At 62.6% G+C, this 18,575-nt stretch carries 16 protein-coding genes; 5 read left to right on the forward strand and 11 right to left on the reverse strand.

The annotated features are described in order from the left end of the window. Positions 1 to 140: 140 nt before the first annotated feature. The gene (locus AC07VH_RS07250; RefSeq protein ID WP_494788171.1) at positions 141 to 1,523 is read left to right on the forward strand and encodes a short-chain fatty acyl-CoA regulator family protein; all 1,383 of its coding nucleotides are present in this window, start codon (positions 141 to 143) and stop codon (positions 1,521 to 1,523) included. Between the two features lies 1 nt (position 1,524). On the opposite strand, the gene AC07VH_RS07255 is transcribed toward AC07VH_RS07250, so the two are convergent. Genes AC07VH_RS07255 through AC07VH_RS07285 form a run of 7 tightly spaced genes read right to left on the reverse strand, consistent with a single transcriptional unit; the run spans position 1,525 to position 8,446 of the window. Next, a complete protein-coding gene (locus AC07VH_RS07255) occupies positions 1,525 to 2,580 on the reverse strand; it encodes an adenosine deaminase family protein (protein WP_494788170.1) in 1,056 nt (351 codons plus the stop codon). 25 nt (positions 2,581 to 2,605) lie between these two features. Then, entirely contained in the window at positions 2,606 to 3,550 is a 945-nt protein-coding gene (locus tag AC07VH_RS07260; protein ID WP_494788169.1) for a nucleoside hydrolase, read from the reverse strand. A gap of 18 nt (positions 3,551 to 3,568) precedes the next feature. Next, positions 3,569 to 4,600, reverse strand: a complete 1,032-nt coding sequence (locus tag AC07VH_RS07265) for an ABC transporter ATP-binding protein (protein ID WP_474293273.1) — start codon at positions 4,598 to 4,600, stop codon at positions 3,569 to 3,571. Between the two features lie 13 nt (positions 4,601 to 4,613). Further along, positions 4,614 to 5,393, reverse strand: coding sequence for an ABC transporter permease (locus AC07VH_RS07270; RefSeq protein ID WP_034778814.1), 780 nt, complete (start codon positions 5,391 to 5,393; stop codon positions 4,614 to 4,616). Beyond that, complete coding sequence (locus tag AC07VH_RS07275; protein WP_230539179.1) at positions 5,390 to 6,229, reverse strand: ABC transporter permease; 840 nt, start codon at positions 6,227 to 6,229, stop codon at positions 5,390 to 5,392. The genes AC07VH_RS07270 and AC07VH_RS07275 overlap by 4 nt, the downstream gene beginning before the upstream one ends. 21 nt (positions 6,230 to 6,250) lie before the next feature. Beyond that, the gene (locus AC07VH_RS07280) at positions 6,251 to 7,273 is read right to left on the reverse strand and encodes an ABC transporter substrate-binding protein (RefSeq protein ID WP_489629559.1); all 1,023 of its coding nucleotides are present in this window, start codon (positions 7,271 to 7,273) and stop codon (positions 6,251 to 6,253) included. 57 nt (positions 7,274 to 7,330) lie between these two features. Next, positions 7,331 to 8,446, reverse strand: a complete 1,116-nt coding sequence (locus tag AC07VH_RS07285) for a porin (protein WP_489629558.1) — start codon at positions 8,444 to 8,446, stop codon at positions 7,331 to 7,333. 226 nt (positions 8,447 to 8,672) lie between these two features. Between AC07VH_RS07285 and AC07VH_RS07290 the strand changes: the two genes are divergently transcribed. Then, on the forward strand, positions 8,673 to 9,590 hold the full coding sequence (locus AC07VH_RS07290; RefSeq protein ID WP_077408791.1) for a LysR family transcriptional regulator: 918 nt from the start codon (positions 8,673 to 8,675) through the stop codon (positions 9,588 to 9,590). A gap of 8 nt (positions 9,591 to 9,598) precedes the next feature. On the opposite strand, the gene rsmA is transcribed toward AC07VH_RS07290, so the two are convergent. The 4 genes from rsmA to AC07VH_RS07310 all read right to left on the reverse strand — a co-directional run bounded on the left by rsmA (position 9,599) and on the right by AC07VH_RS07310 (position 15,298). After that, positions 9,599 to 10,378 (reverse strand): 16S rRNA (adenine(1518)-N(6)/adenine(1519)-N(6))-dimethyltransferase RsmA, encoded by a 780-nt coding sequence (gene rsmA, locus AC07VH_RS07295; RefSeq protein ID WP_034778823.1) that lies wholly within the window; start codon positions 10,376 to 10,378, stop codon positions 9,599 to 9,601. 91 nt (positions 10,379 to 10,469) lie between these two features. Continuing rightward, positions 10,470 to 11,525, reverse strand: a complete 1,056-nt coding sequence (pdxA, locus tag AC07VH_RS07300) for a 4-hydroxythreonine-4-phosphate dehydrogenase PdxA (protein WP_494788168.1) — start codon at positions 11,523 to 11,525, stop codon at positions 10,470 to 10,472. Between the two features lie 19 nt (positions 11,526 to 11,544). After that, complete coding sequence (locus tag AC07VH_RS07305; RefSeq protein WP_232731233.1) at positions 11,545 to 12,939, reverse strand: peptidylprolyl isomerase; 1,395 nt, start codon at positions 12,937 to 12,939, stop codon at positions 11,545 to 11,547. 103 nt (positions 12,940 to 13,042) lie between these two features. Then, complete coding sequence (locus tag AC07VH_RS07310; RefSeq protein ID WP_475414143.1) at positions 13,043 to 15,298, reverse strand: LPS-assembly protein LptD; 2,256 nt, start codon at positions 15,296 to 15,298, stop codon at positions 13,043 to 13,045. Between the two features lie 99 nt (positions 15,299 to 15,397). On the opposite strand from AC07VH_RS07310, the gene AC07VH_RS07315 reads away from it, so the two are divergent. The 3 genes from AC07VH_RS07315 (at position 15,398) to AC07VH_RS07325 (ending at position 18,569) form a co-directional block, all read left to right on the forward strand. Continuing rightward, the gene (locus AC07VH_RS07315; RefSeq protein ID WP_494788167.1) at positions 15,398 to 16,465 is read left to right on the forward strand and encodes an aminoglycoside phosphotransferase family protein; all 1,068 of its coding nucleotides are present in this window, start codon (positions 15,398 to 15,400) and stop codon (positions 16,463 to 16,465) included. Positions 16,466 to 16,527: 62 nt separating this feature from the next. Further along, complete coding sequence (gene murU / locus AC07VH_RS07320; protein WP_475414145.1) at positions 16,528 to 17,247, forward strand: N-acetylmuramate alpha-1-phosphate uridylyltransferase MurU; 720 nt, start codon at positions 16,528 to 16,530, stop codon at positions 17,245 to 17,247. Next, entirely contained in the window at positions 17,247 to 18,569 is a 1,323-nt protein-coding gene (locus tag AC07VH_RS07325) for an aminopeptidase P N-terminal domain-containing protein (protein WP_494788325.1), read from the forward strand. The genes murU and AC07VH_RS07325 overlap by 1 nt, the downstream gene beginning before the upstream one ends. Positions 18,570 to 18,575 lie beyond the last annotated feature (6 nt).

Consider the following 18,575-nt stretch of genomic DNA (forward strand, 5'->3'; position numbering starts at 1 on the left):
GGGTATAGGTCTGTTTGCATTATTCGCACAATCCAGCCTGCAAACAAGGCGTGAAAATGCGAGATAATGCAAAGACGAATCTGTTAATCTGCAAAGATTGTAAATTTGCAGATTCCACAAACCGGGGAAGAGGAAACGCGATGGCAAAGGTTTTCATGGGCGTGCGCCTGCAGCGGCTGCGCGAGGAACGGCGCATGACGCAGGTGGCGCTGGCCAAGGCCCTGGGCATCTCGCCCAGCTACCTGAACCAGATGGAGCGCAACCAGCGCCCGCTGACGGTGCCGATTCTGCTGCGCATCGGCACGGTGCTGGGCGTTGACCCGCAAATCTTTTCCGAACACGACAGCGCCAGCCTGGTGGCGGACGTGCGCGACGTGTTTGGCGAATTGCCCGACGCGCCGCCCACCTCGATGGCGGAATTGAAAATGCTGGTGGAAAACATGCCGGAACTGGCGCGCTCGATTTTGCTCTTGCAGCGGCGCTACCGCGTGATGGCGGAACGGGCCGATACGCTGGCCGCGCGCCTCGACGACGGCAGCCGCGGCGCCAGCTCGGCCGCGCCCTCCACGGACGAGGAAGTACGCGAATACCTGAACCGGCGGCAAAACTATATCGATGAACTGGACCGGGCGGCCGAACTGGTGGCGGGCGAACTCGATCCCGCCCTGCGCACGCTCGACGCGCTGCAAGGCCGCTTGCTGGAGCGCCACGGCATCCAGGTGCGCTTGTCCGATGGCGACGCGGGCATGGTGCGCAAGCACCGCTACGACGCGCAACACCATATCCTGTTTTTGCCCGACACCCTGACAGGCGGCCAGCGCGCCTTCCAGATGGCGGCGCAAATCAGCCTGCTCGAGCACAGCGACTTGATCGACGCGCTCGTGCTGGCGGCAGGACTCTCGGGCGCGGCCGCGCAGACGGGCGCGCGCCTGGCGTTTTCCAATTATTTCGCCGGCGCCCTGCTGATGCCGTACCAGCGCTTCCTGCAGGCGGCGGAGACGCGCGCCTACGATATCGAGCGCCTGGCGCACCAGTTCGGCGTGGGTTTCGAAGCCGTGTGCCACCGTCTGAGTACCATGCAGCGCCCCGATGCGGCGGGGCTGCCGTTTTTCTTTGTGCGCGTCGACCGCGCGGGCAATGTCTCGAAGCGCCAGTCGGCGACGGACTTCCATTTTTCCAGGGTGGGCGGCACGTGTCCGCTGTGGATCGTCTACGACGCCTTCAGCCATCCGGGCCAGGTGCTCACGCAAGTGGCCAGCATGCCCGACGGCTGCACCTACCTGTGGATCGCGCGCCAGGTCAGCACGGCGTCACCGGGTTTCCGCGCGCCGGGCAAGACCTTTGCCGTGGCGCTGGGCTGCGATATCTCACAGGCGCACCGGCTGACCTATTCGAAGGGACTCGATTTGCACGACCCATCCAGCGCCACGCCGATCGGCACGGGCTGCAAGGTGTGCGAGCGCCAAAGCTGCCCGCAGCGGGCGTTTCCCTCGCTGCTGGCCCCACCACCGGCGTCGGCCTGATTTACTCGATGACCCTGGCCCGCAGCGCGTCGAACTCGCGCGTAAATTCCGCGCGCCAGTCGCGCCGCGTGCTCTCGTCTATCCAGGCCGTATCGAGGCCATTCAACATGAAGCCGCGCATGTCGTCGAGGCCGAAGCCGAATTCGCGCATCATCATCCAGGCGCCCGTCGGCGTCACGTGGTGCAGGGTCGGATCGTCCGTGTTCGGATGCAGTTTCAGGCCCAGCTTGGCCATGGCGCGGATCGGGTGGTCGAGCGCCCAGCGCTCGGGCGCCAGGGTGCGCAGATAATACGAATTGGTGGGCACGACGGTGAACACCAGGCCCCGTTCCACGCAGCGCTGCGCCAGCTCCGGGTTGTCGACGATCGTGTAGCCGTGGTCGACCCGGTCCACCTGCAATTCGTCTATCGCCGTCGCCACGTTCATCCACGGCATGCCGAATTCGCCCGCGTGCGCCGTGCACTTGAAGCCGGCGGCGCGCGCGGCGCGGTAGGCTTCGATGAAGAGCTCCGGCGGACGGTCGTTTTCGCGGTAGTCGATGCCGATGCCGATCACTTCCGGCGCGCGGTAAGCTTTCATCCACTCCACCATCTGCGCGGCTTCGGCGGGAGCCGCTTCGCGGTCGATGCTGGGGATCAGACGGCCGATCACGCCAAAACCCCTTTGCGCATCGCGGATGGCGGCCACGATGGCGTCCTGCGCCGACTCGTAGCGGATGCCCGAGACGCGCACGGTGCCGGTCGGATTCCAGAAGAACTCCGCATAGCGCACGCCATGGCCATGCGCGTCTTCCAGGTATTCATACGCGAGGCAATACAGGTCCGTCGGCGAGACGATCAGGTGCGCGTCGAGCGCGCGCAGCACGCGCAGTACGCCGACGGGCTTGTCGCCGCGCGTATAGAACGCGTCGATTTCCTCGGGCGTGACGACATTGCCCGTCTTGGCGGCCAGCGCGCGGAAAGTAGCCTGGCGCACCGTACCGAACAGGTGGCAATGCAGCTCCACTTTCGGCATGGCGCGTAAAAACTGTTCGATGCTCAGGGGAGAATTAGACATGAAGCTCGTTTCGTAGTGAAGTGGGTCAGACGAGAATGGCGGCCAGGCGGCGCATCAGGCGCTCGATGGCGGCGGGACCGTCGGCCAGCATCGCCACCTGCGTGTTGATGGCGGCGCGGCGCGGCACGCGGAATTCGCACACCGTCATGCCGCGCGTCAGTTCGCCCGTCAATTCGATGGCCACGTGGGCGCTCTGGAACTGGAACAGCTGCGGCGCTTCCAAATACAGGGCCACTACCGGGTCGTACATGGGCATGGGCACGGAACCGTCGCTGCTGCGGATGCGCACATACGCTTCCAGGTAGCCTGCCAGACGTAGCGCGCGCGGCGTGCCGAGGGCGCGCAGGCGTTCCACTTCCGCATTCGTCACCAAGAGCTGACGGCACAGGTTCAGGCCGAACATGCGCAGCGGGATGCCGGATTTGAACACCTGGGCGGCCGCTTCCGGGTCCGCATAGATATTGAATTCGGCCGCCGCCGTGTGGTTGCCCTGGTCGGTCGAGCCGCCCATCAGGATGATCTCGACGATTTTTCCCGCGATATCGGGCGCGCGCGTCAAGGCCGTGGCCAGGTTCGTCATCGGCGCGATCGCCATGATGGTGATCTGGCCCGGATGCTTGCGCACGGCGGCGATCAGCGCGTCGACGGCGTGGCCGGCAGCATCGCTGTCGGCGCCGGGCGGCAGCACCTCGCCCGTGGTCGGCATGCCGCTGTCGCCGAGGATGCGCTGCGCCGTTTCGATGACGCCGGCCAGCGGCTCTTCGCAGCCGCGGTAGATCGGCACCGTCAAGCCGTCATGGGCCTTGATGCGCAAGGCATTGTCGTAGGTGATGTCGACGGGCGCATTGCCCGCCACCACGCTCACGCCCAGCCACTCGATAGCGGGATTGCTGCCCAAGAGCAGCATCGTCAGCCAGTCGTCGAAACCGGGATCGGTGTCGAGCCAGATCTTTTTCAAGGCTTGGGTCATGGTGGCTTTCAGTCGAGGTTAGGCGGCCAGGCACAGGGCGCTGTCGGACGGCAGCACGAACGAGACGGCCGTGCCTTCGCGCCAGGCGGCGCCGCCGGCCGCGCAAATGCCCTTGACCTGGCCCAGCGGCGTTTGCAGCAGGTATTCGACGGTGTCGCCCAGGAAGCCGCGCGCCAGCACGGTGCCCGGGTAGTGAGCCGCCGCGTCATCGGGCGCGCAGACGCGCACCTTGTCCGGACGCCAGCCCAGCACCGTGGTGCCGGCAGCGACGGGGGACGTGTACGGCAGGCTGGCGCCGGCATGGTGCAGCGCGCCGTCGCGGTAGTCGAACAGATTTTCGAAACCCATGAAGTTGGCGACGAAGCGCGTCGACGGCGTATTGAACACGGCTTCCGGCGCGGCCAGCTGCTCGATGCGCCCGCCGTTCATGACGACGATGCGGTCGGACAGGGCCAGCGCTTCTTCCTGGTCATGCGTCACGTACAGCATGGTGATACCCAGTTCGCGCTGGATGCGGCGCAGCTCGGCGCGCATCTGCACGCGCAGCTTGGCGTCCAGGTTCGACAGCGGCTCGTCGAGCAGCAGCAGGGCCGGCTCGACGACGATGGCGCGCGCCAGCGCCACGCGCTGCTGCTGGCCGCCGGACATCTGCGCCGGCAAACGCGTTTCAAAACCCGTCAGGCCCACGGCGGCGATCACGGCTTCGACCTTGGTTTTCAACAAGGCTGGCGCAACCTTGCGCAGGCGCAAGCCGAAGGCGATGTTGTCGTACACGTTCAGGTGCGGGAACAGCGCGTAGGACTGGAAGACCATGCCGATATTGCGTTTATTCGGCGCCAGCTTGCCGATTTCGCGGCCGTCGAGCACGATGCGGCCCGACTGCAGCGGCATCAGGCCGGCGATGGCGCGCATGGTGGTGGTCTTGCCGCAGCCGCTGGGGCCCAGCAGGGAAATCAGCTCGCCCTGCTCGACGTGCAGGTCCAGGTCCTTCACGGACGTCGTGTTCTTGGCGTAGCCGAGGTTCAGCTTGTGCAGTTCCAGATAACTCATCGTGTGTTGCCTCTTACATGTATTTAGAAATGCCCAGCACCTTCTCGGTCACCATCACGAAGGCCATGGTGAACAAGACCAGCAAGGTCGACAGGGCAGCGATCGACGGATCGAAGCTGTTTTCCATATGCCCCAGCATCTCGATCGGCAAGGTGCTGATGCCAGGACCCGTCAGGAACAGCGAGACGGGCACCTGGTTGAACGAAGTGACGAAGGCGAGGAAGAAGGCGGCGATCACGGCGTTGCGGATATTCGGCAGCACGATCATGAAGAAGGCGCGCAAACGCGACGCGCCCAGGGTGATGGCAGCATCCTCGATATCCACGCGCAGGTTCACCAGGCTGGCGTACACGACGCGCACCGAGTACGGAATCAAGAGCGCGATATGGCCGATCAGCAGGCCCACGTACACGGGCGCATTGATCGTCAGCACCAGGTGGTGCAGCAAGCCCAAACCGACCAGGATGGCGGGAATAATCAGCGGCGACGTCAGGATTTGCCGGATGGCGCCGATGCCGGGCGGCGGCATGCGCGAAAACGCATACGCGACGGGGATGCCAAGCAACAGCGCGATGACGGTGGCGATCAGGCCGATTTCCAGGCTGGTCTGGAAGGCGCGGCGGAACTCGGGCGCCGACCACACTTCGATAATCCAGCGCAGCGAGTAGGACTCGGGCGGGAAGGCCAAGGTTTCGCCACCGCTAAAACCGGCCAGCACGACGATGGCGAAAGGCCCCAGCAGGAACAAAAACACCAGCCATAAAACGGCACGTGAAAACAGGCTTTCTTTCATACGGAGCTCCGGCTCGAGGAAATACGTTTAAGGCCGGCATTCACCAGCAGGGTCATGCAGACGAGGATGACGGCGATCACATTCGCGGCGCCGAAATCGCTTTCCACGCTGACCTTCTGGTACAGCAGGGTTTCCAGCATCAGCACCTTGGTGCCGCCCAGGAGGGCCGGCGTCACGTAGGCCGTCACGCAGCCCGTAAATACCAGCGTGCCGCCGACCACCAGGCCTTCCTGCGTCAGCGGCAGGGTGACCTTGCAAAACACTTGCCATGGATTCGCGCCCAAAGTCGCCGCGGCCGGTTCCACGTCGCGCGGCAGGTTTTCCAGCGCGCCCGCCAGCGACATCAGCATCAGCGGCAGCAGCAATTGCAGCAGGCCGACAAAGACGGCGAATTCGCTGAACAGCAAACGCAGCGGCTCTTCCGTGAAGCCCATGTTGACGAGCGCCGCGTTGACGGCGCCGTTACGGCCCAGCAAGACGATCCACGCATAGGTACGCGCGATGGGCGAAACCATCAGCGGCAGGATCATCATGCCGACCACCAGGCCGCGCCACTTCGGCGACACGCGCGCCACGGCTTGCGCGGCCGGGTAGCCGAGGATGACGGACGCCAGGGTTACCAGCGCGGCGATGCGCAGGGTGCGCCAGAAGATGGTACGGTTGAATTCCTGCGAAAAGAATTCGATGAAGCGGTCGACGCCCCACTGCATGCCGTCGCCGACGCGGAAGGCGTCGACCAGCAAGGCCAGCACGGGCAGCAGGAAGCAGACGACGATAAAGATCAGCGCAGGCAGGACCAGCAGCAGTCCCAGGCGCTTTTTTGGATCAGCAAACATGGCGTTCTCTCCTCGTCACCACTATTTGCTCATGGCCTTGTTCCACTGCGTCATCCAGTTGCTGCGCTGTTTGATGATGGTTTCCGGCTTGACGAATTTCAGCGAATTGATCTGGTCGGCGCCATAGGTATTGAATTGCGCGGCGGCCACCGACAGGCGCACGTCCTTGTTGACGGGCGAGTCGACCAGGTTGGTCGCCAGCTGCGTCTGCACTTCCTTGGACAGCCAGAAATCCATCAGCTGGTAGGCCAGGTCCGCATTCTTCGAACCGGCGACGATGCCCATCACGTTCATGCCGGCCGCCTGGCCTTCGGCCGGGATGCTCCATTTCAGGGGCAGGCCCGTCTTGAGCATTTGCGACCAGGTAAAGCGCGCCACGGGCGCGGCCCAGATTTCATCCTGCGCAAACAGGGCGGCCAGCTGCGCGCTGTTTTTCGAGAACGTGACGACGTTGCCCTTCATGCCGACGATCTTCGCAAAGCCCGTGGCGTAGTCATCCGTCTTGCCGCCCCAGGCCGCGTCGGCCATGCGCAGCATCAAGGGGCCCTGCGTGGTGCTCACGTCGGGGAAAGCCACGCGGCCCTTCAGTTCGGGGCGCCACAGGTCCTTCCAGGACGTCAGCGGGGCGACCTTGTCGCTGCGGTACACCAGGCCCACCGAGTACAGCGTGTAGCCGACGGCGTAGTTGCCGCCGATAGGGTTTTTCGCCACGTCGTACAGGGCTTTGTAATTGCTCAGCTTGGAGTAATCCATGGGCTGAATGACACCCTTTTGCGCCGCTTCCAGCATGCCGGAATCGGACAGCAGCACCAGGTCGATCACCGGGTTCTTGGCGTGCACCACCAGCTTGGCGATGCGGTCCGCATTATTCCCCGTTTCCACCTTGATATCGCAACCGCATTTGGCCTTGAACGGCTCGTACACATACTTCATGAACAAGGGCTGGGCAATCGGATAGGCCGAAATGACCAGCTCGCGTTTTTCCGCGTGGGCGGCGTTGGCCAGCAAGCCTAGGCTCAACGCCAACATGAGGTGCTTTTTCAAGATGCTTCCTTTCAGGGGGCGGCGCTGCGGGACAGCGCCTGTAAAGATGAATCAGAATCAGAAATAATGCCGCATGCCGACGATCAGCACGCTTTGCGTCTTGCCGCCCGAGGCGCCGAAGCCGAACACGCGGGCGAACGTCGCATCGCCTGCCGCTTTCTGGTAGCTCCAGGTGACGGCGACGTCGGTGCGCTTGGACAGGAAGTAATCGGCCTGGAAGTTGACCTGATGCCATTTTGGCGTCTTGTTGATCACATCATATTTACCCGTGGTAAAGAAATACGAGGCGCCCAGGTTCAAGGCTTCCGTCAGCTTGTGGTTCACATTCAGGTCCACGTTTTGCAAGGTCAGATTGCTTTGATCCAGGTAGTGGTAGCGCACGTTGGTGTACAGCGCGCCGAACTTGGTCCTGCCGACATTATAAAAGCCTCCCGTACCGGCGATGGCCTGGCTGTCCACGCCGGCGCCCTTGACGGCGCTCTTGTTGAAGATCAGCAGGGAACTGCCGTAGTCGTTGCCGATGGCGCCATTCGGCGCATCGGGGCTGTTCGGGCGATCCATCTTGGTGTAGGCGACGGCCCAGCTGAAGGCATCGACCTTGTAGCCGGCGCCCATGCTGTAGACGCGGTTGCGGTTGGAGTCTTCCGGATTTTCGCTGAAACCGTACAAGCCCGTGAACGACAGGTTGCTGATGTTCGGGCTGACATACTTGACGGCATTTTGCACGCGCAAGTTGTTGTAGCCATTGTCGTTGTCGCCGATGTGCACGCCGTTACTGGCGATGACCACCGGGCCCAGCAGATCCTTCACGGCTTCGTACTGGCGGCCCAGGGTGAGCGTACCCTTGTCGTTGCTCGACAGGCCCACGTACGACTGGCGGCCAAACAAACGGCCGCTTTGCGAGGCCGTGCCCGTCATCACGTTAAAACCGTTTTCCAGTACGAAGACGGCCTTGGTGCCGTCGCCCAGGTCTTCCTGGCCGCGAAAACCGATGCGGGGATTCTGGTTCGTGCCGCTCAGCGCATGCGTGCGGCTGCCCTTGCCCTCATCCGACACATAGCCGATGCCGGCCGACAGCAAGCCATACACTTGCACGCTGCTTTGCGCCTGCGCCGCGCCCTGCGCCGCCAGCAAGCCACCCACCACCATCGTTCCCGTCATCCATTTGTTCATCGCCGCCACCCTAAAAAGAATAAACCCTGAGTTTTTTTGGAATTATTTTATTGATACATCCCTAGTCTGGCGCACCGCCGCACCTGCCGGCGCCGCATTCCAGGCTCTTCTCCCGAATATTGTTGCTTTCAAGACAAGTAAGGACCAGTCCAGAATATGGTAAATTGCGGGATAAGAAAATTTGTTTATTTTTATAAATCCATTACTTTTTCTAATAAGCAAAGCCATGCATGAACTGAGCAAGAAAATTTCCTTACGACATTTGCAAGCGTTTGCCACCCTAGCCCGGGTAAACAGCTTCAGCAAGGCTGCACAGGAATTGTGCGTGACCCAGCCGGCCCTCAGCGCGTCGATCAAGCTGCTGGAAAATCAACTGGGAAAAAAGTTGTTTAACCGCACAACCCACCAGTTGGAACTGACGCGCGAAGGCAAGCTGGCGCTCGATTACGCCACACATTTATTGAATACGGCCAGCAACACCTTTGCCGATATCCAGCGCGCCATCGGCAGCGGCCGGCACCGCATCCGCATCGGCGCGATTCCCTCGGCCATGGCGATGACGGCCGTGGTGGTGGCGCGCTACTGCGAGCAGCATGGCGATGAAGTGGAAATCGTCCTGTCGGACATGCCCAACGACGGCTTGCTGCATGCGCTGCACTCGGGCCAGCTGGACTTTTGCGTGGGCATCGAGGTGCCTGGTTCCGTCTCGCTGGAAAGCGTGGGCCTGTTCGAGGACGAGCTGGTCTTGGTGACGGCGGGACGCCATGCGCTGGCGCCGCTGAAGGAAGTGCGCTGGGAACAGCTGGCGGGCCAGGAAATCGTCGTGTTTACCAAGGGCAGCATCTGGGAGTTCGCCTCGAGCGCGCTGCGCCAGCATGGCTTGAGCCCCTCAAACCTGTACCAGATGATCCACAGCGAATCGCTGTATGGCGTGGTGCGCGCCGGCATCGCTGTGGGCATCATGCCCAGCCTGTACACGACCTTCCTCAACGACGAGGATCTGCATGTGGCGCCCCTGCGCCAGCCCACCTGCAAGCGCAAGATCGCCTTGATGCGGCGCAATGAAATCAGCCGCAACCACCATGTGGACGACTGCTTTTCAGCGTTGCGCCAGGATTTACAGCAGGTCGACCAGTGGTTTTAAGTTAAAACTCAAGCAGGTGCTTTCAGCAGATTCGCCAGGGCAACATACTGCTCCAGGCCCACGGTTTCCGGACGCAGGGTCGGATCGATGCCGGCCGCCTTGATCTGCTCTTCCGTAAACATGCCGGCCAGGCAATTGCGGATCACCTTGCGGCGCTGCGAGAAGGCCTTCATGACCACCGCTTCCAAAGTGGCCTGGTCGCACGCCAGGCGCTCGGCCACGGGAATCATGCGCACGATGGCCGATTCCACCTTCGGCGGCGGATCGAAGGCCGTCGGCGGCACGATGAACAGCAAGGACATGTCATAGCGCCATTGCAGCATCACGGACAGGCGGCCATACGCCTTGCTGCCCGGCTCGGCCACCATGCGTTCGACCACTTCCTTTTGCAGCATGAAATGCTGGTCCTGCACCAGCGGGGCGAAGTCCGCCAGGTGGAACAGCAGCGGGCTGGAAATGTTGTACGGCAAGTTGCCCACGATGCGCAGCTTCTGGCCGGCCGGCACGGGGATTTGCGCGAAATCAAACTTCAGCGCATCGCCCGAGTGGATCGTCAGCTTGGCCGGGTTGAAGGTCTTTTCCAGGCGCACGATCAGGTCGCGGTCCAGTTCCACCACATGCATCTGTTTCAAATGGCGCAGCAGCTGCTCCGTCATCGCGCCCAGGCCGGGGCCGATCTCGACCATGGCATCGTCCGGCTGCGGTCCGATGGCGGCTGTGATGTCGTCGAGGACGAAGCGGTCATGCAGGAAGTTCTGGCCAAAGCGTTTGCGGGCAACGTGTTTCATAATGTGTTTTCTATCAATGCGGTAAAGCCGGCACAGGCCGGCGGGATCGTTGAGCAGGCAGCGTCGGGTTACGCCTTGCGGCTAACCCGACCTACGCTCTGGTCGGGATACTCGCGCGCAGCATGTCGAGCGCCGTTTGCAGGGCTTGCTCCATGCTGTGGCCATCGGCCAGGCCCAGCCCTTGCGCGGCCAGGTCCAGCGCCGTGCCGTGGTCGACCGAAGTGCGGATCAGCGGCAAGCCCAGGGTGATATTGATACCGCGCCCGAAGGTTGCGTATTTCAGCACGGGCAAGCCCTGGTCGTGGTACATGGCCAGCACGCAGTCGGCGTCCGCCAGGTATTTGTGCTGGAACAAGGTGTCGGCCGGGTACGGTCCGCGCGCATCGATGCCGCGCGCTTGCGCCGCGGCAATCGCGGGGCTGATCACCTCGATTTCCTCGCGTCCCAGATAGCCGCCCTCGCCCGCGTGCGGGTTCAGGCCGGTGACCAGGATGCGCGGCGCGGCGATGCCGAATTTCTGTTGCAAATCAAGCTGAATGATATCCAGGGTGACGGCCAGGCTGTCCATCGTGATGGCAGCGGACACGTCCTTCAATGGCAGGTGCGTGGTGGCCAGCGCCACGCGCAAGGTCGGCTCGCCGTGACCCGGTTCTCCGGCCAGCATCATCACCACTTGCGGCGTGCCGGTTTTTTCTGCCAGGTATTCCGTATGGCCGGAAAAGGCTACGCCTGCATCGTTGATCGTGCTTTTTTGCAAGGGTGCCGTGACCATGGCGCCAAACCAGCCGGCGGCGATGCCTTCCACGGCCGCGTCCAGGGTGGCCAGCACGGAGCGGCCATTTTCCTTGTCCAGCACGCCGGGAATGACATTGTTCACAGTGGGAATATCGATCACGGCCAGGCGGCCGGGACCGAACTGGGGCAAGCCGCTGTTGCGCACGGCTTGCAGCGACAGCGCCGCCAGGCGGATCTCCGGATCGATCAGGCTGGCCGTCAGCGCCAGGAAGGCGGCGTCGCCCAGCAGGATGCAGTTGACTTCATTGCGCATGGCCCAGGCCGCGCGTATGGAGATTTCCGGGCCGACACCGGCCGGTTCGCCACAGGTGATGGCGATGGCCGGACGGCGTGCAAGGGGCAAGTTACTCATGCGCAATGAATCAGCAGCATTACTGGTCGTCCGCGCGGAATTCGACGTAGGCACGGTCGCGCACTTCGCGCGCCCAGTTTTCCGTCGCTTCTTCCAGCTTGCGTTCGCGCAAGGCATTGCGTGCGGCGGCGCGCTGCTTTTCTTTCGAGACGTCGTCGCTCTTGCGTTCCAGCACTTCGATCAGGTGGAAGCCAAAGCTCGATTCGATCGGCTGGCTCACTTCGCCCGGTTTCAGCGCATTCATCGCCGTTTCGAATTCCGGCACGGTGTCGCCTGGATACAGCCAGCCCAGGTCGCCGCCCTTGGCCGCGGAACCGTCGTTCGAGAACAAACGGGCCAGGTCTTCGAATTTGGCGGCCTTGTTGTCGAGACGCTCCTTCAATTCCAGCAGTTTGCGCTTGGCTTCGGCCGCCGACAGGGTCGGCGTCACTTTCAGCAGGATGTGGCGGGCATGCGTTTGCTGCACGGCGGCCACGGCTTGCGCCTCGGCAGCGCTGCGGCGGTCCACCAGCTTCAGGATATGGAAGCCCGTGTTGCTCTTGATGATAGGCGTGATCTGGCCTGGCTTCAATTTCAGCAACTGTTCCGTGAACAGGGGCGGCAGGCGGTCGCTCTGGCGCCAGCCGATATCGCCGCCGCTCAGCGCATCGCTGGCGTCGGAATAGGTGGCGGCCATCTTGGCGAAATCGGCGCCCGTGCGCAGCTGGCGGCTGACTTCTTCGGCGCGCGCGCGGCGGGCGGCGATTTGTTCGGGGCTGGAATTTTCCGGAATGCGCACGAGAATTTGCGCCAGGTTCATCTCCACCTGTTCGCTGGCTGCCGCTTTTTCCGCTTCCAGGAAGTTATCCACCTCGGAATCGGAAATCTGGATCTTGGCGTCGACTTCGTGCTCGCGCAGGCGCTGCATGATGATTTCATCGCGGATTTCTTCGCGGAAGGTCGCAAACGGCGTGCCTTCCTTTTCCATCTGGTTGCGCAGCTCTTGCACCGTCATCTTTTGCTGTTCAGCAATACGGCCAATCGCGCGGTCCAGGGTCAGGTCATCCACGCGCACGCCCATTTCCTTGGCCAGCTGCATTTGCGCGCGTTCAACAATCATGCGCTCTAGCAACTGGCGGCGCAGGTCGGCAGGGTCGGGAAGCGGGATATTCTGCGCCTTCATGCGCTGCTCCACGCTCTTGATGCGGGCCGCCACTTCATTGCGCGTGATCACATCGTCATTGACGACGACGGCGATGGAATCGATGGTCTGGCCACTGCTCGACGCGGGGGGCGTGAAGCCCTTGACCGGCGCTGGGGCAGCGGCAGCGGGCTTGGCCGCAGGCGCTGGCGCAGCCTGTTGCGCCCAGACACTACTGGTCGTGGCGCCGGAAATGGCGCACAACAAAACCGTTGCAATTTTGAGTTGGTGCATACTGGCATTACGCATAATGTGTAGAGCGCTCATGAGTTCAGGTGAATAAAAAAACCGGTTTGTGCCAGCGCCGGGAACACCGGCGGCGGCAACGGTGCCTATCTTAACGGAGTGGCTGGCTCAGTGTCTGGTAACCGGGGATGGTTTTTGTAAAAGTTTCCAGGCCATTCGCGCCCAAGCCCAGGCCACTCGACAAGCCCGTCAATTCCAGCTGGAAGAAGATCGGTGTCGAGACAGTCTTGTTCGTCGTCACGAAACGCTGCGCCCCCATGCGGAACACCCAGCAGTCGCCCTTGTATTCCAGGCCGACCAGGCTTTCCAGCATGCTGCGATCCTTCACGGAATAGCTGATGCGTCCCACGCCATACAGGCGGTCCGTCAACGGCCATTGGGACGACACTTCAACATTGCGCCAACCAGCATCTCCACGCTGGAAACGATTGCCAAAATTCAATACCTTCTTGGCACCGGGCTGATATTGCAAGGTGTAGTTGTAGCTCACCAGTTGACGGTCGCTGGGATTGTACTGCACCAGGCTGTCGGCGGTCCAAGTCTCGGACACGCGGCCCGTCGCGGCCAGCAGGATATCCGAACGCGACTGATTCACGGGCGTGCTCGAATTGAGCTGCACGCGCTGGTCGGCAAAATAGAAACGCTGGCCGAAGGTCAGTCGCATGCGCTCCGTGCCGTCCGCCTGCAGGAAGCGCGACACCAGGGCGGCCGTGACCTGGTTGGCGTCGCCGATGCGGTCGCTGCCGACAAACCGGTTTTCCGTGAAGATCTGCGTCAGGTTGAACGTGCCGGCGGCCGTATCGAAGTTCGGAAACTGCGACTGGTCGCGGTACGGCGTATAGACGTAGAACAGGCGCGGTTCCAGGGTTTGCGTGCCGCCCTTGGCGCCAAACAGATTCGTGTCGCGTTCAAACACCAGCCCGCTGTCGACCGAGAACGTCGGCACGGCGCGCGTAAACGAGGTCGACGGGAACAGTGCCTTGGTCCTGGCGTCATTGTCGAGCTGATACGCGCTGGCATTGAGCATCAGCTTGGGCGTGATGAAGTAGCCAGGGCGCAGGATGGGGAAACTCACTTGCGGCACGGCCACGAGGCGCGAGCCTTGCACCAGAGTCGGATGCGCGAAGCGCGTCGCTTCCGCGTCGAAGGTCCAGTCGAAGCCGCCCCAGACATCGTATTTGCCAGCATGAAAGTTCACCGCCGGCAAACGGTCATACGGACGCGTGACGGTCAGGCTGGGATTGTTGACCGCATCGGGATCCTGCAGCACCTGGTAATTCTGCACGCGCGCCGTCAGGCTCCAGTCCTCGGTGCGATAGTCGGTGCGCAATTCGCGCAGCAACTGGCGCTCGGTGGCGGTGGCGACGGTTTTCGAAAAATCGTTCGGGTAATTATTGTCGGACGCTTCGCGCAGATCCCAGCTGTAACTCCAGTCCTTGGCCAGCGCCTGCTCATGCTTGGACTTGATCATGTAGCGGTTGGTCTTGGTCTGCTTGTCGTTAGGCAAGAACTCGAACGACGTTTCGCCCTGGTACAGGCCGGCATCCGTCTCGCCCATGTAGCGGCCCGTCGCCCCGAGCTGGATGCCGCGCCGCTGGATATAGCGCGGGTACAGGGTCAGGTCGCGGTTCGGCGCGATGTTCACGTAGTACGGCATCAGCAGTTCGAAACCGTTCTTCGAGGCAAAGCCTGGCGTGGGCGCCAGCCAGCCCGAGCGGCGCGCACCCGACAGCGAAAACGAGATGCCCGGCGTGCCCAGGATCGGCACGTCCTTGAAATAGATGATGGTCTTGCTGCCGGTGCCCACGTCGCGGCCCGTGTCGAGGTTCAAGGTGCTCGATTTCAGGTACCAGTCAGGATTCGGTCCCTCGCAAGTACTATAGGTGCCGTCGATCACAGTGGCTTCATCGGGATTGATGAAGTCGACGCGCTCGGCCTTGCCCTGGCCGCCGCCCACTTCGAAGCGGTAAGTCGGGTTGAGCAGGAAACCCTTGCCGGTCTCCATGTTCAGCTTCAGGACGTCGCCCGTGTAGTAATCGCCGAAACGCCACATCTTGATATGGCCCTCGGCATCGAACTGATCTTCAACTTGTTTGTAACAAGCTGTATCGGCCGTCATTTTTGTGGTTTTTCCGCGCTCAATCACGACATTCTGGTCGAGATTGATCTCCCGCTCCGGGCGTCCGTTCATGCTGTTCGCCGTCATGACGGTGGGCGCGTCGGGATCTTCCACATGCACCGGACGCGGTGCTTTCTGGGCGTGGACAGGCACCGTCGTAGCGGCGACGAGCGCGCTGATGGCGAAAGCCCAGCGCTGCGAAGGGGGGGAGGCCGAAAACCAGCTCATGAATTGGAAGGGGCAAGCACCATTGACAGGCGATTTTTTGATTTGAATCCCTTATTATATGGGAATCTGCACCATCAACCCGATTCCACAGGCCGCTTAATGTCATTCTCCCCCAATTCCCCTGCCGCGCCGGCATCCGCCGACGCTCGCCTGACCCTGTTGAAAGCCTGGTTGACCTCGCTTAACCTCGTTTCGCCCGATTCCGCCCGCCCCGCTTCCAGCGATGCCAGCTTCCGCCGCTACTACCGTCTCGATGTGCTGCCAGGCAATGCAACATTGCCGGGAAGTACACTGATCGCCATGGATGCGCCGCCCGAGCGCGAAAACGTGCCCGCCTTTGTCAAGGTGGCCGGCTTGCTGAAAAGCGCCGGCGTGTCCGTGCCCGACATCATCGCGCAAGACCTGGAGAATGGCTTCCTGCTGCTCTCCGACCTGGGCACGACCACCTATCTCGACGCCTTGAACCACGACAATGCCAGCGTGCTGTACGCCGAAGCGCTGGAATCGTTGATGAAAATCCAGCTGGCCAGCGCCCCCGACGTGCTGCCCGAATTCGACCGCGCCTTCATCCTGCGCGAAATGAATCTGTTCCCGGAATGGTTTATCGGCAAGCACCTGGGCGCCACCTTGACGGATGTGCAACAAACCCAGCTGGACAAGGTCTTCGAGGCCATCACGGCGAATATCTTGTCGCAGCAGCAAGTATTCATGCACCGCGACTACCATTCGCGCAATTTGATGCACATCAACGATGGTTCGATCCCCAATCCCGGCATCCTCGACTTCCAGGACGCCGTCTTCGGTCCCGTCACCTACGACATCGCCTCGCTGCTGCGCGACGCGTATATCCAGTGGGACGAGGAACTGGTGCTCGACTGGGTGATCCGCTACTGGCAGCGCGCCAAGCAGCTGGGCTTGCCCGTCAATCCCGACATCGACGCCTTCTACCGCGATTTCGAATTCACGGCCCTGCAGCGCCACCTGAAAATCCTCGGCCTGTTCGCGCGCCTGAACTACCGCGACGGCAAGGATCTGTACATGGGCGACCTGCCGACCGTGCTCGACTACGTGCGCAAGACGGCCAACCGCTACACGGAACTCAAGCCGCTGGTGCGTTTGCTCGATGCGCTGGAGAATAAAACGCCGCAAGTCGGCTATACGTTCTAGGCACTTTCCTGCTGCGCGGCCTGTCCGCGCAGCCGACTTACCGATACTGAAAACGACTACCCATGAAAGCCATGATCTTTGCCGCAGGCCGCGGTGAACGGATGCGTCCGCTTACCGATACCTGTCCCAAACCGCTGCTGAAAGTACGCGGCCGCCCGCTGATCGTCTGGCATGTGCTGAACCTGGTGCGCGCCGGCATCACGGACATCGTCATCAACCATTCCCATCTGGGCCACCTGATCGAAGAGACCCTGGGCGACGGCAGCGCGTATGGCGCGCGCATCGCGTATTCGCCGGAAAGCACGCCGCTGGAAACGGCGGGCGGCATCGCCCAGGCGCGCCACTTGCTGGGAGAAGAGCCGTTTCTCGCCATCTCCGGCGACATCTATTGCCCCTATTTCGACTTCAAGCAGGTGCTCGACGTGCTGGCCGACAAGGATGTGCTGGGCACGCCGTATCCGGCCGACCAGCGCGACATCGCCTGGACCTACCTGGTGCCCAATCCCGACTTCCATCCCAAGGGCGACTTCGGCCTGACCTTGTTCTCGATCAACAATACGGACGACACCAAATGGACCTTCGCCAATATCGGCGTGTACCGTCCTGAAATGTTCGACGGCATCGCACCGGGCAGCCACGCCAGACTGGGCGATCTGCTGCGCCAGTACGCGGACCAGGGCCGCGTGGGCGGCGAAGTGTATACGGGCGAGTGGACCAATGTCGGCACCCCAAAGCAACTCGACGCGCTCAACGGCGCGACAGCCAGGGCACCGGCGGCATGATGGCCAATTACGCGGCACGGCGGGCGGCGCTGCTGGCACAGATGCTGCCGGGCAGCGTGGCCATCCTTGCCACAGCGCCCGAAGTGCCGCGCAACAGCGATTGCGATTATCCGTACCGCCACGACAGCTATTTCTATTACCTCAGCGGTTACACGGAACCCGACAGCGCCGTGGCGCTGGTGGCCGCCAGCGCCACGGCGCCCGCGCGCGCCATCCTGTTTTGCCGCGCCAAGAACACGGAGCGCGAAATCTGGGATGGTTTCCGCCATGGCCCCGAGGCGGCGCGCGCCAGCTTCGGTTTTGACGCCGCCTTCCCCATCGAGGAACTCGACGCGGAAATGACGCGCCTGCTGGCCGACTCCCCCGCCATCTACTATGCGCTGGGCGGCAGTCTCGATGCGCAGGTGAAGCTCTGGCGGCACAACGTGCGGCAAAAGGCCCGCAGCGGCGTCACGGCGCCGGCCATGGCGATTGAACTCAACGGCATGCTCGACGCCATGCGCCTGCTGAAAGACCCAAAAGAACAGCAGCTGATGCGCCGCGCCGCCGCCATTTCCAGCACCGCCCACGCGCGCGCCATGCGCGCCACGCGGCCCGGCCTGCACGAATACGCGCTGGAGGCGGAGCTGCTGTACGAATTCCGGCGCAGCGGCGCCCAGTTCCCCGCGTATTCCTCCATCGTGGCCGGCGGCGGCAACGCCTGCATCCTGCACTACAGCGCCAACAATGCGGTATTGAAAGACGGCGAACTGGTCTTGATCGACGCCGGCTGCGAACTCGATGGCTACGCCTCCGACATCACGCGCACCTGGCCCGTCAACGGCCGTTTCAGCGGCCCGCAGCGGGCGCTGTACGAACTGGTGCTGGCGGCGCAGCAGGCGGCGCTGGACATGGTGCGCCCCGGCTTGCCGCACAGCGCCATCCACGAGGCAGCCGTGCAGGTGCTGGCGCAGGGCATGCTGGACCTGGGTTTGCTGGAGCGGCAAAAAAACGGCGGCGTGCAGGACGTCATCGCCGACAAGGCGTATATGCCCTTCTACATGCACGGCACCAGCCACTGGCTGGGCATGGACGTGCATGACGTGGGCGCCTACCGCGACACGGACGCGCCCGGCAAGCCGTGGCGCGCGCTCGAAGCGGGCATGGTGCTGACGGTGGAACCGGGCATCTACGTGCGTCCCGGCGCCGGCGTGCCGGAGCAGTTCTGGCATACGGGCATCCGCATCGAGGACGATGTGCTGGTCACGCCGCAAGGCCATGAAGTCTTCAGCACGGCGCCCAGGAGCGTCGCTGAAATCGAACAACTGATGTCACAGGATTAACCCCGC

The organism is Janthinobacterium sp. GW821-FHT03C10 (assembly GCF_059420865.1).

What these genes read in the sequence shown, in the direction of transcription:
- AC07VH_RS07250 (WP_494788171.1), top strand. Translation starts at nt 141, where the DNA reads ATGGCAAAGGTTTTCATGGGCGTGCGCCTGCAGCGGCTGCGCGAGGAA.
- AC07VH_RS07255 (WP_494788170.1), bottom strand. Translation starts at nt 2,580, where the DNA reads ATGTCTAATTCTCCCCTGAGCATCGAACAGTTTTTACGCGCCATGCCG.
- AC07VH_RS07260 (WP_494788169.1), bottom strand. Translation starts at nt 3,550, where the DNA reads ATGACCCAAGCCTTGAAAAAGATCTGGCTCGACACCGATCCCGGTTTC.
- AC07VH_RS07265 (WP_474293273.1), bottom strand. Translation starts at nt 4,600, where the DNA reads ATGAGTTATCTGGAACTGCACAAGCTGAACCTCGGCTACGCCAAGAAC.
- AC07VH_RS07270 (WP_034778814.1), bottom strand. Translation starts at nt 5,393, where the DNA reads ATGAAAGAAAGCCTGTTTTCACGTGCCGTTTTATGGCTGGTGTTTTTG.
- AC07VH_RS07275 (WP_230539179.1), bottom strand. Translation starts at nt 6,229, where the DNA reads ATGTTTGCTGATCCAAAAAAGCGCCTGGGACTGCTGCTGGTCCTGCCT.
- AC07VH_RS07285 (WP_489629558.1), bottom strand. Translation starts at nt 8,446, where the DNA reads ATGAACAAATGGATGACGGGAACGATGGTGGTGGGTGGCTTGCTGGCG.
- AC07VH_RS07290 (WP_077408791.1), top strand. Translation starts at nt 8,673, where the DNA reads ATGCATGAACTGAGCAAGAAAATTTCCTTACGACATTTGCAAGCGTTT.
- rsmA (WP_034778823.1), bottom strand. Translation starts at nt 10,378, where the DNA reads ATGAAACACGTTGCCCGCAAACGCTTTGGCCAGAACTTCCTGCATGAC.
- pdxA (WP_494788168.1), bottom strand. Translation starts at nt 11,525, where the DNA reads ATGAGTAACTTGCCCCTTGCACGCCGTCCGGCCATCGCCATCACCTGT.
- AC07VH_RS07305 (WP_232731233.1), bottom strand. Translation starts at nt 12,939, where the DNA reads ATGCACCAACTCAAAATTGCAACGGTTTTGTTGTGCGCCATTTCCGGC.
- AC07VH_RS07310 (WP_475414143.1), bottom strand. Translation starts at nt 15,298, where the DNA reads ATGAGCTGGTTTTCGGCCTCCCCCCCTTCGCAGCGCTGGGCTTTCGCC.
- AC07VH_RS07315 (WP_494788167.1), top strand. Translation starts at nt 15,398, where the DNA reads ATGTCATTCTCCCCCAATTCCCCTGCCGCGCCGGCATCCGCCGACGCT.
- murU (WP_475414145.1), top strand. Translation starts at nt 16,528, where the DNA reads ATGAAAGCCATGATCTTTGCCGCAGGCCGCGGTGAACGGATGCGTCCG.
- AC07VH_RS07325 (WP_494788325.1), top strand. Translation starts at nt 17,247, where the DNA reads ATGGCCAATTACGCGGCACGGCGGGCGGCGCTGCTGGCACAGATGCTG.